The 15,868-nt window shown below is 38.8% G+C and carries 15 protein-coding genes and 3 tRNA genes; 7 read left to right on the top strand and 11 right to left on the bottom strand.

Annotation, left to right across the window (positions count from 1 at the left end; all coding sequences use genetic code 11):
• Positions 1-194: 194 nt before the first annotated feature.
• Positions 195-1,532: a magnesium transporter gene (gene mgtE, locus TOL5_RS16120; protein ID WP_042086729.1), complete on the top strand. Its 1,338-nt coding sequence runs from the start codon at positions 195-197 to the stop codon at positions 1,530-1,532.
• 16 nt (positions 1,533-1,548) lie between these two features.
• Here the strand turns inward: mgtE and TOL5_RS16115 are convergent, their stop codons facing one another.
• The 7 genes from TOL5_RS16115 to TOL5_RS16085 all read right to left on the bottom strand — a co-directional run bounded on the left by TOL5_RS16115 (position 1,549) and on the right by TOL5_RS16085 (position 5,480).
• Complete coding sequence (locus TOL5_RS16115; RefSeq protein ID WP_004828425.1) at positions 1,549-1,998, bottom strand: DUF2726 domain-containing protein; 450 nt, start codon at positions 1,996-1,998, stop codon at positions 1,549-1,551.
• 63 nt (positions 1,999-2,061) lie between these two features.
• Positions 2,062-2,137 (bottom strand) — tRNA-Asn (locus TOL5_RS16110).
• 797 nt (positions 2,138-2,934) lie between these two features.
• Positions 2,935-3,010 (bottom strand) — tRNA-Asn (locus TOL5_RS16105).
• 5 nt (positions 3,011-3,015) lie between these two features.
• A tRNA-Asn gene (locus TOL5_RS16100) sits at positions 3,016-3,091 on the bottom strand.
• Positions 3,092-3,165: 74 nt separating this feature from the next.
• Positions 3,166-3,510 (bottom strand): hypothetical protein, encoded by a 345-nt coding sequence (locus tag TOL5_RS22530; RefSeq protein ID WP_227549048.1) that lies wholly within the window; start codon positions 3,508-3,510, stop codon positions 3,166-3,168.
• 374 nt (positions 3,511-3,884) lie between these two features.
• Positions 3,885-4,511 carry a superoxide dismutase gene (locus tag TOL5_RS16090; protein ID WP_004828430.1) on the bottom strand — a complete coding sequence of 209 codons (627 nt, stop codon included), beginning with the start codon at positions 4,509-4,511 and terminating at the stop codon, positions 3,885-3,887.
• 210 nt (positions 4,512-4,721) lie between these two features.
• A complete protein-coding gene (locus TOL5_RS16085; protein ID WP_121775135.1) occupies positions 4,722-5,480 on the bottom strand; it encodes a Nif3-like dinuclear metal center hexameric protein in 759 nt (252 codons plus the stop codon).
• A 172-nt stretch (positions 5,481-5,652) separates the two neighbouring features.
• Here TOL5_RS16085 and TOL5_RS16080 point away from each other — a divergent pair, with 172 nt between their 5' ends.
• The gene (locus TOL5_RS16080) at positions 5,653-6,828 is read left to right on the top strand and encodes a S1C family serine protease (protein ID WP_042086722.1); all 1,176 of its coding nucleotides are present in this window, start codon (positions 5,653-5,655) and stop codon (positions 6,826-6,828) included.
• Positions 6,829-6,953: 125 nt separating this feature from the next.
• On the opposite strand, the gene TOL5_RS16075 is transcribed toward TOL5_RS16080, so the two are convergent.
• From TOL5_RS16075 to radA, 3 genes are all read right to left on the bottom strand, one after another.
• The gene (locus TOL5_RS16075; protein WP_035301228.1) at positions 6,954-7,301 is read right to left on the bottom strand and encodes an EF-hand domain-containing protein; all 348 of its coding nucleotides are present in this window, start codon (positions 7,299-7,301) and stop codon (positions 6,954-6,956) included.
• Between the two features lie 201 nt (positions 7,302-7,502).
• A complete protein-coding gene (locus TOL5_RS16070) occupies positions 7,503-8,498 on the bottom strand; it encodes a Tim44 domain-containing protein (RefSeq protein WP_004828437.1) in 996 nt (331 codons plus the stop codon).
• 442 nt (positions 8,499-8,940) lie between these two features.
• On the bottom strand, positions 8,941-10,329 hold the full coding sequence (radA, locus tag TOL5_RS16065) for a DNA repair protein RadA (RefSeq protein ID WP_010591196.1): 1,389 nt from the start codon (positions 10,327-10,329) through the stop codon (positions 8,941-8,943).
• Between the two features lie 279 nt (positions 10,330-10,608).
• On the opposite strand from radA, the gene TOL5_RS16060 reads away from it, so the two are divergent.
• From TOL5_RS16060 to TOL5_RS16040, 5 genes are all read left to right on the top strand, one after another.
• The gene (locus TOL5_RS16060; protein ID WP_005030677.1) at positions 10,609-12,012 is read left to right on the top strand and encodes an amino acid permease; all 1,404 of its coding nucleotides are present in this window, start codon (positions 10,609-10,611) and stop codon (positions 12,010-12,012) included.
• 146 nt (positions 12,013-12,158) lie between these two features.
• Entirely contained in the window at positions 12,159-12,389 is a 231-nt protein-coding gene (locus tag TOL5_RS16055; protein WP_151780974.1) for a hypothetical protein, read from the top strand.
• Positions 12,390-12,422: 33 nt separating this feature from the next.
• A complete protein-coding gene (gene lysA, locus TOL5_RS16050) occupies positions 12,423-13,667 on the top strand; it encodes a diaminopimelate decarboxylase (protein ID WP_005030672.1) in 1,245 nt (414 codons plus the stop codon).
• A gap of 13 nt (positions 13,668-13,680) precedes the next feature.
• Entirely contained in the window at positions 13,681-14,526 is an 846-nt protein-coding gene (gene dapF / locus TOL5_RS16045) for a diaminopimelate epimerase (RefSeq protein ID WP_004828445.1), read from the top strand.
• 131 nt (positions 14,527-14,657) lie between these two features.
• Entirely contained in the window at positions 14,658-15,086 is a 429-nt protein-coding gene (locus TOL5_RS16040; protein ID WP_058971503.1) for a hypothetical protein, read from the top strand.
• Between the two features lie 205 nt (positions 15,087-15,291).
• Here the strand turns inward: TOL5_RS16040 and TOL5_RS16035 are convergent, their stop codons facing one another.
• Positions 15,292-15,669 carry a VOC family protein gene (locus TOL5_RS16035; protein WP_151780975.1) on the bottom strand — a complete coding sequence of 126 codons (378 nt, stop codon included), beginning with the start codon at positions 15,667-15,669 and terminating at the stop codon, positions 15,292-15,294.
• Positions 15,670-15,868 lie beyond the last annotated feature (199 nt).

Below are 15,868 nucleotides of genomic sequence, written 5' to 3'. Positions count from 1 at the left end.
CAATGTATTCACGAGTATGCGCAGACGAGGTTAAACCAAGTCTGTGTATGATCTAGACGTCACTTGATAAATAGTCAAACTAAAATATATTTTGTTCAAACTAGAAAGTAATTTTAACAACAAAAAAGCGCTTTATTTTCCTAGCATTACAGTCCAGTATTTGTGCAAAAGCGTGATCAACTTTGGATTTTCTTATGCAATTTTCTTTAGAATTAATTTCAAAAATAGAAAAAGCTATTCAAAACCACCAATTTGATGTTATTGAACAACATTTTGATCAAATCAATGACGCTGATATAGCAAAATTGTTGAGTGATTTATCCTTAAGTGAGCAGGTGACATTGGTAGAGCATCTGCCCAATGCTGCTTATATTCTTGAATTTTTATCATTAGATCAACAGCTTAAAATTGCTGAACATTTGCCAAAGCAGAACCTGATTCAAGTTCTTTCGCAGATGCATTCAGATGATCAGACGGATTTATTTAAATATTTACCTTATTCATTACAACAGTCTATCTATACTGAACTTAGCCCTGAAATCCAGCAGCAGATTCAACATCTAGCCAAATATCCAGAAGAATCTGCTGGGGCAATCATGAGTTCAGATTATGTGGCAGTGTCACCAAAACTGAATATTACCCAAGCGATTGAACAAATCAGAAAGATCGCGAAAAATCGTGAAACAGTCTATCTCATCTATGTTGTAGATCCAGATCATAAACTTTTGGGTGTGGCTTCTTTACGTGAGATGATTTTGGCTGATCCTAATCAAAATATTACGGATGTTATGCGTACAGACTTGATCATGGGGGATGTAAACGAAGACCAAGAAAGTATTGCTGAAAAATTGCATTATTATGATTTTATTGCACTTCCTATTGTCGATCAGCAGCAACGTTTAGTGGGTATTGTGACCTATGATGATGCAATGGATATTGCGACTGAAGAGGCGACAGAAGACTTTTTAAAATCCAGTGCTGTCACTTCTTCTCCTAAAATGAGCATTAAAACAGCACCGATTCATTATCTTTATAAGAAACGTGTGTTTTGGTTGGTCATTTTGGTATTTGGCAGCTTATTGTCTGGCTTTGGTATCGCACATTTTGAAGATATCATTGCCAAGAATATTGTTTTGGTGTTCTTTTTGCCTTTGCTTGTCGGAAGTGGGGGAAATGCTGGCTCTCAATCTGCAACCTTGATGGTTCGAGCTTTGGCAACTGGGGATGTTCATTTAAAAGATTGGTTATATCTGATTGGACGAGAGAGTTTAGTTGGATTATGTTTGGGTGGAACAATGGCGATTGCAGTCTCCATCCTTGGCTATTTTAGAGGGGATGCAATGGTCGCTTTGGTCCTCGCACTGAGTATGATGGGCATTGTATTGATGGGATGCTTAATTGGTATGAGTTTACCGTTCATCTTGAATCGTTTAAAGCTAGATCCAGCAAGCGCCTCGGCACCTTTGGTGACCTCAATCTGTGATGCAACTGGAGTGATTGTTTATTTATGCATTGCTTCGATTATTTTATAAGTATTTTCCGAGTATTTTAATTGGCGATATCTTTTTTCAGTTCTCGGCTGCTTGGGATTTCGGTATAGCGAAATACTTGATAACCCGCTTGTATCAGCATGGCATCCCGTTGTGCATCAATATGTTCTTTACCAATATGACTCGGATCATCAAGTTCAATAATTGCAATCACTTCAAGTTGTGGATTAAGCAGTACAAAGTCAGTGACTTTACGATTGAATTTGGAACGTAACTTGAATTGATCACAGTCAATTAAGGCACTAAAAGCAACTTGTGCAAGTACATGGTATTGGGGAAAAGTCTCATTCAAGCGCAAAAACATTTTCTGTTCAAACGGTGTAATCACACGCTTTGCATAATAATGTTGGCGTTGAAATAAATAGCGACCAAAGCAGGCAATCAGCAAAGCAATTGTTGCAATACAGCCGATAAATAAAAATAAAGCCTGATAAGAATCAAATGACATAAATCAAACAGTATGCGATAGGCAAGAAAAAACCCACTCAAATCTGAGTGGGTTTTTAGAATTTGGCTCTCCAACCTGGGCTCGAACCAGGGACCTGCGGATTAACAGTCCGTCGCTCTACCGACTGAGCTATTGGAGAATCTGGAACGCATTTTAGGAAGGAAATGCAGATGGGTCAAGGAAAAATTGTTAAATTCATCATAAAAATGCATTATTTGCTAAATATTTGATCATTTTAAATAAAAATAAAGAAATTCATAGATTTGTTTAAAACTTTATTTGACTTCATTCGCGTCAGTGTTTGACTTCAACTGTAGATGAATCAAACCATCTTTGAGCAGGCTTGATTTTTTGCAATCTATTTGTCAGCACTGCTTTACGTTTTATTTATATGTAACCTGAGTTCGATGTAATTAAATCTTCAACTCATTGAAAAATAATAAATCTCTATGGATTTTTGCTACCTTTTCATCCAATTTTAGAATGAGGAGCGGAGCTCCGCAAGCGCAACCATCAATAGCGTTTCATTTCTCTTGATCAATAAAATGAAAGCGATCAATAGATTGTTTGATGATCTAAAGCTTGCACTGCCACGCTTTACTTCTAAAGTTTAAATTGTTTTGCGTAGGGATGCCTCACTTTTCAGAGATGAAAAGTGACAAAAATCTTTCGTTGAGCGAGGGGTACATCCTCATACCCCCGCTCAACATGGCGACATCCATGTCGCCTCACGATAGCAAGACCATCTATGATTGAAAAGTACAAAATAAATGAATCATCCAAATCACTTGTATGAATAATCAGGCGGTTTGGATGTATCATCTTTCATCAAGGATTTTTATCGAACTCAGGTTATATGTAGGATTTGTCTTTGAAGTAACATCTAATTTTAAGCATAAAAAAGCCCACTTCATCATGAGTGGGCTTTTTAGAATCTGGCTCTTCCACCTGGGCTCGAACCAGGGACCTGCGGATTAACAGTCCGTCGCTCTACCGACTGAGCTATGGAAGAATAGATGGCTCTCCAACCTGGGCTCGAACCAGGGACCTGCGGATTAACAGTCCGTCGCTCTACCGACTGAGCTATTGGAGAATCTGATGCGCATTTTATGGATGAAAGCCAAAGTGGTCAAGTGAAATTATACCAAAAGCATCTTAAATGTTTTTTTATTGTCCGAATTTAAATAATTTGTATATATATTGATTATTTTTAAAGTTTTCTAAATCTTTTTCAGAGATTAAGCTTTCGTATGCTTGGGGATGTTGTTGTAGCTGTAGAATACTTTCAATCCGTTTGGAAGCTTTCTTTCGAGCTAATGCACTAAAAATAATCGCAATTTCTAAGATTTGGTTATTTTTAAAAAGAAAGTTGGAAGACAAGAATAAGTTTTTGACAGGATAAGGTTTTTTTCTCAAAGCATGTTGCTGCATGATTTGATTACTCAAACTTAATTCAAGTTCATAACACATTCCAAAGGAAAAACCGCGATGTTCTTGCTGTATTTTACGCATGCTTAATACGGAAATTTTTTCATAGTCCACAGTTATGTTGATTGCAGGCATTTGAATTTGACAAAAATCACTGTGAAAACACAGCTGGGGTCTTCCATATTTGATCAGTAGATACAGTGCAACAAGTTCAAATAATAAAATAAACAGCCACAACAGCAGCACGAAAATAAAAGTAAAGGTGATATAGTCTGAATGCGCGATATATAGATAACAAGGAATCTGTAGCGTAGTCAGAATGACATAGCCAGCAATGATTTTTATTGGATCTGCTTTTATTGTGTATGTCGTATTAATCATGAAAATATAAAAATAGAATGACATAAAAAAGCCATTCTAATCAGAATGGCTTTTTGGCAAAATAAAATTATTCAATCTTATTTTTCAACACCAGCTGCTTGACCAGCATATTTTGCATTTGCATAGTCCCAGTTCACTAAGCTTTCTAAGAAAGTTGAAATGTATTTTGGACGAGCATTACGGAAGTCGATGTAATAAGCATGTTCCCAAACATCAATTGTTAATACCGCAACTTTGCCATGAGCAAGTGGAGTATCTGCATTTGAGGTTTTAAGAATAGAAAGCTCACCGTTTACTTTGTCAGCAACGAGCCATGCCCAACCTGAACCGAATTGAGTTGTTGCGGCAGCTGCAAACTCTTCAGCAAATTTTTCGTAAGAACCGAAAGCTTCATCAATTTTAGCTGCTAAAGCGCCTGTTGCTTTACCACCACCGTTTTTAGCCATACAGTTCCAGTAGAAAGTGTGGTTCCAAACTTGAGCAGCATTGTTGAATACACCTGCTTTAGATGCATCGCCAGCAACAGCAACAATGATCTCTTCTAAAGTTTTACCTTCAAGATCAGTACCCGCGATTAAGTTGTTTAAGTTGACAACATAAGTATTGTGGTGCTTGTCGTGATGGTATTCTAAAGTTTCTTTGCTGATGTGCGGCGCAAGATCTTCGTAGCCGTATGGTAGAGCAGGTAAAGTAATGGTTGTCATGTTTTAAATTCCTTGCATTGAGCTGGGTTTTAACATTTAAGTGGCTTTATTGTAATAGATTCTTCGCGCAATAGGGCATGATGTTAAATAACAATACACAATTTATTTCGATTTAATACGTATATAGACAATTAAAAAAGACAGTGAAGATTTTCTTGAAAAAGTATCAAGTCATTTTTAAAAAATAATGAAATGATACTTTTATTGAGGTTAAATTGGATTATTTAACTCAAAGTATTCAGATTCAATATTGAACTGTTCTGTAATCGCTTTGGCTAATTCTTGCACGCCATAACGTTCAGTTGCATGATGACCACATGCATAGTAGTGAACATTCAATTCTTTGGCTTCATAGAAAGTACGTTCACTGACTTCACCTGAGATATAGGCATCACAGTCCATCGCTGCGGCTTTTGCAATATAATCCTGCGCACCTCCAGTGCAAAAACCTACTTTTTGAATCTGGGTTTTTGCTGCATCAAGGTGAATCGTATCAAAACCTAATTTTGTCGTGAGAAGTTGTTTAAACGTTTCAGGTGAGAGCGGATTTTTTAAATAACCGATATTGCCAATCGGATTGCGTTCATGAGGGTCCAAAGCTTCAATATTGTCCAAACCTAATATTTGAGCAATCATCGCATTATTGCCCAATGTTGGATGTGAGTCTAAGGGCAAATGATAGCCGACAAGAGAAATATCATTTTGGATGAGACTTTTGATGCGTTTTCCTCGCATCCCTGTAATTGGGTAAGGTTCACCTTTCCAGAAATATCCATGATGGACCAATAACAGGTCCGCTTTTTTTTCAATGGCGGCATCAATTGCATCTTGTGAAGCTGTAACTGCACAAAGAATTTTCTTTACTTCAGATTTTCCTTCAATTTGTAAACCGTTAGGCGCGTAGTCTTTAAATTCATGTGACTTTAAGGTTTGATCACACCACAGAATAATATCTTTAAGTAAAGCCATGAATAACCTTTTATGAAAATAGAGTAATTGAAGAATATCAAAACACATTTTAAACTGTAACTAAAGCTGAACAAAACTCTTTGTATTTTTTATGTTTCTTTATTGAATTGCTTTACAATATACAAATTGCTTTTGCATCAACGAATTAAAAAATTCTTAGAGGAATAAAAACGTGCGGCGTTCATTTACTTGGCTCCCTTGGGTTTTACTAATACTGGTAATTATTTGTTTTGTCGTATGGCAGAAACTTCAACAACCCAAAGCACCGATTGCAGCGGATGGCGTAAAGATGCCAGCGGAGAAAGTAGAGCCGTTGGTTAATACGTCTAGAACAGGTGGTGTGGTGTCGTACAGCGCTGCTGTTAAAGTTGCAGCGCCTGCAGTAGTCAATATTTTTACCACTCAAAAAGTAAAACAGAATCATCCATTGCTTAATGATCCTGCATTTCGAGAGTTTTTTGGTAATCAGATTCCTGAACAGAATCAAAACCAGAATGAAAATAGCTTGGGGTCTGGGGTGATTGTCCGTCCGGATGGCTACATTTTGACGAATAACCATGTGATTGCGCAAGCAGATCAAATTGTTGTTGCCTTGCAAGATGGACGCCGTGCCGAAGCAACTGTGATTGGAACAGATCCAGATACAGATTTGGCAGTCATTAAAATTGGTTTAAAAGATTTACCTGTATTGCCGTTTAAATTGAGTGGTAATGAGGTGGGTGATGTTGTCTTGGCAATTGGTAATCCATTTGGGGTGGGGCAAACTGTGACTCAAGGGATTATCTCTGCAACGGGGCGTTCTGATCTTGGAATCAATACTTATGAAGATTTTATTCAAACAGATGCAGCGATTAATCCAGGTAACTCTGGTGGCGCATTGATTGATGTTGCAGGGAATTTGATTGGTGTAAATACTGCAATTTTCTCACAGTCAGGTGGATCTTTAGGCATTGGTTTTGCAATCCCTGCAAAAATTTGCCAGCAAATACTCAATTCGATTTTAAAAGATGGTCGAGTGATTCGTGGCTGGATGGGGATTAGTTTAGTTCCACCGACACAAGAAGATGTGTTACAACCTCGTCAACCTGGTGTAGTTGTTGCCGATGTATTGAAACGAGGTCCAGCGGCAGAAGCAGGAATTAAAGTCGGTGACCGTATTGTGAAAGTCAATAATGAAGACATTACATCGACTTCACATTTGATTAATTATGTCGCTTTACAAGCACCAAATACTGAAATTCAAGTGGAAGTTGTACGTGGCGATCAAAAAGTGAATTTAATAGTTAAAGTGGGTGAACGAAAAGTTGTGAATAATGACTCACAATTTATTCCACTTCCAAAACGTTAATTTTAATGCATAAAAGCTCTGATATTTCAGGGCTTTTTTTTATGTTCTCAAGGTGATCAAAATAGTGCAATAAAAACAAGTTTTTTCACTAAAGCCAATTTATGGCATGTTGATCACATTGAGCTTTACCAAAACTTCCATTTCGGCTTGTGAGGCCAATTGGCACAAGGATTTGGGAATAAGGTATAAATTTTGACAAATTCGTCTTCTGTAAGTTTTCCGTCATTGTTTTCATCTAGATATTTAAATAGTTTAGTGTTTTTATCTTTGCCTTGAAACTGTCGGTCATCTGGCCAAGGGTATGGGGCAAAGTCTGTAACTTTTAAAAACTCATTGAGTTCAAAGGTATTATTTTTATTTGAATCATAAGTTTTATAAAATCCCTCCCAATCCATGGAAGCAGGTTCACAACCAAAGCTTGCAGTGCTCAATGTACTGAGAGTCATGAGCGTTGCATATATTATTTTATTCATTGTTCTACTCTATTTACATGGTTATATGAAATATAAATATATCATTCAACTTTTCAAAGCAATTTAATAATCATGATTTTCTGATACTAATGGCTATGACAGAGATCATTGGCACTGGTTTGGGTCTCTTTTATTTGGCGAAGATAAACAAAAACCAGCGCCTAAGCGCTGGTTTTGATGAACTAAACATTACCGATTTGATTAGCTTTCTTGTTGGATACCTGCCACTAACCAATCTTGGTTAGAACCCGCAGGTTTTACAAAGTGCCATACTTCAGAGAATGGTGCAGGCAGACTATTTAAATCTTCACTGACTGTACCAGTAAAACGAACACTTACCACATATTGACCATTTTCAGTTGCACTATCGACCACCAATGCATTTAAGTTCGAAAACTCAGCAACATCTTGATCTTGGTTCGCCATGATATCGTTATACATAGACTGATAAAGATCAGGTGTTAAGTAGCGTTGAATTTCTGCAATGTTACTAACAGAGTTCATCGATTGAATATGATTAAAACGTTGGCGTGCTACACGTAAGAAAGCTGCAGGTTCAGTACCATCTGGAAGCTGATTGCCACTTTGCATTGATGCTGCACCAAAAGGCGCTTGAGGCGCAGCACCACCATTCACAGACTGACCAAAAATATTGGTATTGTCTGAATTACGTGCTGTGTTATTTTGACCAAATGGCGCAGATGTAGGACCTGACGTATTTGGTGCATAAGGATTATTGCCCGCTAATTTTTTTTTAGCGCCGAATTTACGGAACAAGAAGAATGCAGCACCCGCGATCAAGATCAACCAAATCCAGCTCGGGATTCCACCTTTTTTCTCTTCTTGCTGAGCTGCTTGTTGTTTGGCTAATTCAGCATCATTGGTCTGAGCTTGTGAATTCCCATTGTTGTTGTCAGCCATTGCATTGGCAGCAATTGCACCCACTGCCGCACCAGCCACACCAGCAGCAACCATTTTACCGACACCAGAGCCTGACTTTTGCTGACCCGCTTGAGCTGGCATTGGTTGTTGAGCAGGCGTAACTTGTCGAGGTTGAGAATAAGACTGACTTGAACTCGAAGAACGGCTCATGCCATGGCTTTTACCACCACCCGCACGTTTTGCTTCGGCTAAAGGTGCTACAGCCAAAGTTGCCATTAAAATACCTGCGATCAAGCCGCGCTGTCGAACTTCCATTGAATGTACCTATTTAAAAATATGTTTATGAGTATGAAAGCAAGATTATGAGGCTTTGCTTTTCATATCTGTATTTATGCAGTCTTTTGACTAGAATTTCAATGTTTTTGAGATTTATTTGTGCATATATTCACATAATCATAACGAATATATTGATGGTTTGATGGATTGGAACTTGTTTTTTCTAATGCATTGAAATAATTGAAAAGTCTTGATTTAAAGATGTTTTATCATATCGGTGGAATTGTTCAATTCAAAAGCATTCAGCCTGATCAATTCTGTATCTTGATTCTCATCGTGCAGTGAGTTTAACCGTGCAACTGATCGTTAAAACAAACAGCTGCACATTTTTTCTCAATCCAAGTATTTTTAGAGTCAACAGTCAGTGCCTTTGATATGCAACAATATCAACTGACTTAGCAACACAGCGTACTTGCCGATCTCAAGCGACTTCGTCACTCAATTGCATCGCCTCAGTAAGTGCCTCATGTAAACGAGCAACAGCAATCACCTGTACGCCTGCAATTGGTTTTTGTGGAGCATTGCCTCTTGGTACAATGATGTACTTGAAACCGTGTTTAATGGCTTCTTTAAGACGTTCTTGTCCATTGGGAACAGGGCGTATTTCTCCAGATAGCCCCACCTCGCCAAAAACAGCCAATTGTTGAGGCAATGCTTTAGAACGTAGACTGGATGCGCAAGCCAACAGGACCGCCAAATCTGAACCTGTTTCAGTAATCTTTAATCCACCCACAACATTGACGTAGACATCTTGCCCTGAAGTTTGCACACCACCATGACGATGCATAACGGCAAGTAGCATGTTTAAACGGTTTTGTTCTAGACCGAGTGCGACTCGACGCGGTTGTCCATGTGCATCATCAACCAATGCTTGAACTTCGACCAACAAGGGTCGTGTACCTTCACGACTGATCATGACCACAGAACCTGGGATGGCTTCATCATAACGGCTTAGAAAAATAGCAGATGGGTTTGCAACTTCTTTTAAGCCTTTATCTGTCATACCAAATACGCCCAATTCGTTAACCGCACCAAAACGGTTTTTCACTGCGCGAATCATACGGTAGCGAGAATCTGACTGTCCTTCAAAGTACAATACGCAGTCGACCATATGTTCGAGAACTCGCGGTCCGGCGAGTGAACCTTCTTTGGTGACATGACCAACAATGAATAGGGCGGTACCACTATTTTTTGCAAAACGAGTTAAAAGTGCAGCTGATTCACGAATTTGTGATACGCCACCGGGTGCAGACTGTAAGGTTTCGGTATATAAGGTTTGGATAGAATCTAGTATGGCAACAGCCGGACGCAATTGTGCCAAGGTGTCACAGATTCTTTCAACACAGGTTTCAGCCATGACCTGTAATTTATCTGTGGCTAAATCCAGACGGTTCGCACGTAAGGCGACTTGAGAAAGTGATTCTTCACCTGTGACATAAAGTGCAGAGCTGTTCGCTGCAGCCATGTGGGTTGCTGTTTGCAGAAGAATCGTTGATTTACCAATACCCGGATCACCACCGATCAATACCACAGAACCCGTAACCAACCCGCCACCGAGTACTCGATCAAATTCTCCAATTCCTGTTCCTAAACGCGTTTCATTGGAAACAGTGATTTGATTTAACAGTGTTACATTGGCTGCTTGTCCAGCATATCCCCCTCCCATCGGTTTTGCTCGATGTGATACCACAGGTTCAATACGGACTTCAGTCAGAGAATTCCATTCACCACAGTCTGAACATTGACCTGCCCATTTTGGATGGTCTGTACCACATTGTTCACAACGATAAACAGTTTTGACTTTGCCCATTTTGAGTGCATATACCTTTTCAATGATGTGCTGAATGTACCAATAGCGACATTGAAATACAATTTTTTGCACAACATCTCGCCAAAAACAATTTTGGCACGTAAACTGCAAAATGAAGGAACGGTAAAAATAAGAAAGGTAAGGAATAGTCTATTGACTATTTAATAAGCTAAAAGATGGAAAATCCTAGATAATTAGGCGTATCTATTGAAAAAGGCTTTTTTATTTTTTTTGTTTTAAGCTACTTTTGTAAAACAAATCTGAGAGAAGAATATAACAATGTCAAATGAAAACCTCAGTTCTTCTGCGGAAACAGGTGAACTATCTAGAAGTTTATCAAATCGCCATCTTCAATTAATTGCAATTGGTGGTGCGATTGGGACAGGATTATTCATGGGGTCAGGGAAGACAATTAGTCTTGCAGGACCTTCAATATTATTTATCTACATGATCATTGGTTTGATGGTGTTTTTCGTCATGCGTGCGCTGGGGGAATTGCTACTATCAAACTTGCAATACAAGTCATTTATCGACTTTTCAACAGATTTAATCGGTCCTTGGGCAGGTTATTTTGTAGGATGGACGTATTGGTTGTGTTGGATCACCATCGGTATCGCAGATTTATCTGCCATTATCTACTATTTACAGTTCTTTAATAACGGCGTGGCATTTACACCAACCGAAGGCGCGATGATCAGTGTTGCTGCCATTTTCTTTATTATGGGATTGAACCTCGTTACTGTAAAACTGTTTGGTGAACTCGAATTCTGGTTTGCGTTGATTAAGATCATTGCCATCGTGGTACTGATTTTAGTTGGACTCTGGATGATTTTTACGGGCTTTACTTCAGCTGCTACAGGTCAAGTCGCATCCTTTACTCATTTATGGGATCACGGAGGCATGTTCCCTAAAGGGTTTGAAGGCTTTTTAGCGGGTTTCCAGATTGCAATTTTTGCCTTTGTTGGGGTAGAGCTTGTAGGAACGACAGCTGCTGAAACTAAAGATCCTGAAAAGAATTTACCTAAAGCAGTCAACTCGATTCCAATTCGTATTATTTTCTTCTACGTCTTGGCTTTGGTTATCGTCATGTCTGTGACACCTTGGGATCAAATTGACCCTAAAGTCAGCCCATTTGTAAACTTATTTAGTCAAGCGGGTATTGCAGCAGCAGCGATCATCATGAACTTGGTGGTACTGTCATCAGTTATGTCTTCAATGAATAGTGGTGTGTTTTCAACCAGTCGTATGTTGTTTGGACTTTCTCGTGAAGATCAAGGTCCAAAAGCATTTGGTTTGCTCAATCGCCGTGCTGTTCCAGCCAACGCTTTATATTTCTCTGGTGTGTGTTTGCTGGGGGGTGCTGCATTACAGTATTTCGTACCAAATACAGTTGAAGCGTTCACTTTAGCAACGACACTTTCAACGATTTTATTCATTCTCGTATGGATTATTATCCTGTGGAGTTACTTGGTGTATTACAAAACACGTCCAGAACTTCATGCAAAATCCGTATTTAAATTGCCGGGTGGACCTCTGACTTGCTATGTGGTGATTATTTTCTTCATTGGAACAATTGGTATCCTCGCTTTAGAGCCAGATACTTTGAAATCATTGATGGTCAGCCCAATTTGGTTAATTATCCTTGCGATTGGCTATTTCTGTTTTTATAAGAAAAAACAGTAATTAGCTATTTCAAAGATACTCATAAGAAAACGCCAGTAATGTACTGGCGTTTTTTTTATTCTCATTTTAAGCTTGAGCGCCTGTTATTTTGGTCTATATTTTAGAATCAAGGTATACTGACAAAAATTTTGGAAATAGGTGAGCAGATGCGTTTAGCAATTTGTAGCATCGGTTTAGTTTTAAGTGGTGCCGTTTTAGTAGGCTGTGGTCAATCTGGTAATTTACAGTTAGCCAATAGCCCTGATTATGACAAGCGTGCCAAATACTTGTTGTATTCAAAGAATGACAGTAAATCTGTTCAGACTGAGAAAAAAGCAGTGGATCAGGCTGTTCCCGCAGATCAGTTTGTACCAGCATCACAAGTGACTTCAAATTAAACCTATTTAAACTTTCATTGAAAGGATACATTCATGAGTTTTTCCCGCATTGATGGGGTATTGCATGCAGAGCAATGTTCTTTAGATCAGCTTGCTATGCAATATGGCACACCACTTTATGTCTATTCAAAAGCGACATTTGAAAAGCATTATTTAGATATGGATAAAGCCTTTAGCTTTATCGATCATCAAATTTGTTTTGCGGTGAAGTCTAACTCTAATCTTGCAGTATTGAATGTATTGGCAAAACTGGGTTGTGGTTTTGATATTGTCACAGGTGGTGAACTTGCACGGGTACTTGCGGCAGGTGGTGATCCATCAAAAATCGTGTTTTCTGGTCTAGGCAAACAAGAAGAAGATATACAAAAAGCGTTGGAAGTGGGTATTGCATGTTTCAACGTGGAATCACATGCTGAACTTGATCGTATTCAAAATGTTGCGGCACGTTTAGGTCAAAAAGCACCTATTTCTCTACGAGTCAATCCAGATGTTGATGCCAAAACCCATCCTTATATTTCAACAGGGTTGAAAGAAAATAAATTTGGTATTCCTTCTGATGTGGTTTTTGAAACCTATCAATATGCAGCGTCTTTGCCAAATTTAGATGTGGTTGGAATTGATTGTCACATTGGTTCGCAATTGACTGAAACTCAGCCTTTTGTGGATGCGCTTGATCGTATTATGATGATGATCGAACAGCTTAAAACGCTCGGCATTCATTTACAGCATATCGATATCGGTGGCGGTTTAGGCGTGACTTATAAAGATGAAACGCCACCAAGTGTTGTTGAATATGCTGAGTCTATGCGTCCAGCTTTAGAAAAACTGGGTTTAAAAGTATATATGGAACCAGGGCGGAGTATTTCAGCAAATGCTGGCGTTTTACTGACTAAAGTTGATTTGCTTAAACCAACTCAGCACCGTAACTTTGCAATTATCGATGCAGCCATGAATGATTTAATTCGCCCATCCCTGTATGAGGCTTGGATGGATATTCAGCCAGTTAAGTCACGCACTGATGTTGAAAACAAAACTTGGGATATTGTCGGCGCTATTTGTGAAACAGGTGATTTCTTAGGTAAAGCGCGTGAACTTGCGCTTAAAGAAAATGACCATCTTGCTGTTTTGGGTGCTGGTGCATACGGTTTTGTTATGAGTTCAAACTATAACAGTCGTGGTCGTGCTGCAGAAGTGATGGTGGATGGTGAGCAATCTCATGTGATTCGTAAACGAGAAAGTATTGAATCACTTTGGGAAAATGAACGTTTGTTGCCTTAAGGAGTAATTTTAGATGTTATTAGAATTTACCAAAATGCATGGTCTGGGCAATGACTTCATGGTGGTTGATTTGATTAGCCAACGTGCCTTTTTTGATGCGATGACGATCCGTCGTTTGGCTGATCGTCATTTTGGCATTGGTTTTGATCAACTTCTCATTGTTGAACCACCAGATTTTCCTAATGTTGACTTTAAATATCGTATTTTTAATGCAGATGGTTCTGAAGTAGAGCAGTGCGGTAATGGGGTGCGTTGCTTTGCTCGTTTTGTTTACGAGCGTCAATTGACCAATAAGAAGCGCTTTAAAGTGCAGACCAGTGCAGGCATTGTCGAACCAGAGTTGGGTGAAAATGGTTGGGTTCGTGTCAATATGGGCTATCCGAAATTTTTACCGCAAGAGATTCCATTTATTGCTGAAGAGCCAGATGCTTTGTATGACATCGCTTTGGCAGATAATCAGTCACTGACCATTGATGTGGTCAATATGGGTAATCCGCATGCAGTGACCATCGTTACTGATGTTTTAACTGCAGATGTTGCGCATATCGGTCCACAAGTAGAGTCTCATGAACGTTTTCCACAACGGGTCAATGCAGGTTTTATGCAAATTGTAGATGAGAAACATGCGCGCTTACGTGTCTTTGAACGTGGTGTAGGTGAAACCATGGCATGTGGGACAGGTGCATGTGCAGCAGCTGTGTCAGGTATGCGTCGTGGTTTGCTTGCCAACAATGTGGAAATTGAATTGGCAGGCGGTAAATTGCAAATTGAATGGAAAGAAGGTGATGTGGTGTGGATGACTGGTCCAACGGCTACTGTTTACGAAGGTCGTTTGGATTTACGCTATTTTCAAAGTTAAGCATATACCTTTAGCCCTGAATTGATGTCAGGGCTTTTTAAATTTGGTCAGCAGGTTTTCATCAATAACTACAGCGCTGATATTTATTAAAATTCAAAGCAAATAATCACAATCAAATAGGAAAATAAACCATGGCAATAGACCGGATAGATTGGCATGCTGAATCCGCTGAACAAGCTGGATTTCCCTACAAAAATGGTGGAACGCATATCGGCATGTATTTGGCATGGATGATCAATCATTATTTAGAAGGTGAGTTTCATCAAGAAGAAAGTGAAACTGAATTAGAACAAGTGCGTACTCGTCAAATGACTGGATTACAGTTTTTGACAGATATGTGTGATGAAAAATTCTGGGAAGAAGATTTGAATGAAGAAGGTTTTGAATTTACGCAAGTTTATTATGAAAGTCATCAATATTTTAAAGATTATGATGAAACCTTGGTTTATTCAAAAGGCTTAACAGAAACTTATGCAGTAGAAGACACTTGGGAAAACTATGATTTAATTGCTGCAGTAATCAGTCAGAAATATCAGCAATGGAAGCAAAACCGCCCATAAGTTTGCTAAAAGTGATCCATAAAAAAACACAGTCCGAAATGGGTAGGACTGTGTTTTAATGTTGATTTGTCTGGAGATCAAATCAACATTAAGCAACCACACTACAGCACGCATATTTGCTTAATGTATATATGAGGATGATTGGTTGTTTTTCAACCAATATAAGTGTAAATTCTAAAAGTTTCAATGTTCTAAAACTATTCAGTTAATTCATTGAATGAAATCCAAATATATTACCTTCGGTATCTACAGCTAAAACGATATGTCCATGCGGTCCGATTGACATTTTTGTTTGATGAATTTGTCCTCCCGCAGCTTCAACACGAGCTTCTTCGATCGCACAGTCTTCACTACTGAAATAGATAATCGTACTGTTTCCACCTGCACTCACACCTTGCATTTTTACCAAGGTTCCAGTGGAACCATACTGGTTCATGTCGGATGGAAAAGCCCACATTTGGGTATTTGCATCAGTCGGGTCGCTCAATAAACTGAGTTCTGTTCCCAATACAGTTTGATAAAATAATTTGGCTCGTTCCATATCATCAACATAGATTTCAAACCAACAGACTGGATTTGGCATGATGGTGTCCTTTTGTTTTACTGTTATATGTATTAGACCATTCGTTGGCAGTTTGCTTGAGTAGATAAACTTTAGCTCAGCCAGCAAATATTATTTTTAGACTTTATTGTGATTAGCTTATGACAAACTTGAATGTTGTACAGCTGTATTTTGTAAGCAGGTTTGTTTTTTATTCACAGCCATAAAAAAGAGAATGCCG

Origin of the sequence: Acinetobacter sp. Tol 5 (genome assembly GCF_019702905.1) — a bacterium.
In the GTDB taxonomy this organism is placed as follows: Bacteria; Pseudomonadota; Gammaproteobacteria; order Pseudomonadales; family Moraxellaceae; genus Acinetobacter; species Acinetobacter bereziniae.
The sequence above is the reverse complement of the archived record's forward strand: the minus strand, read 5'-3'. Positions and strand labels throughout refer to the sequence as shown.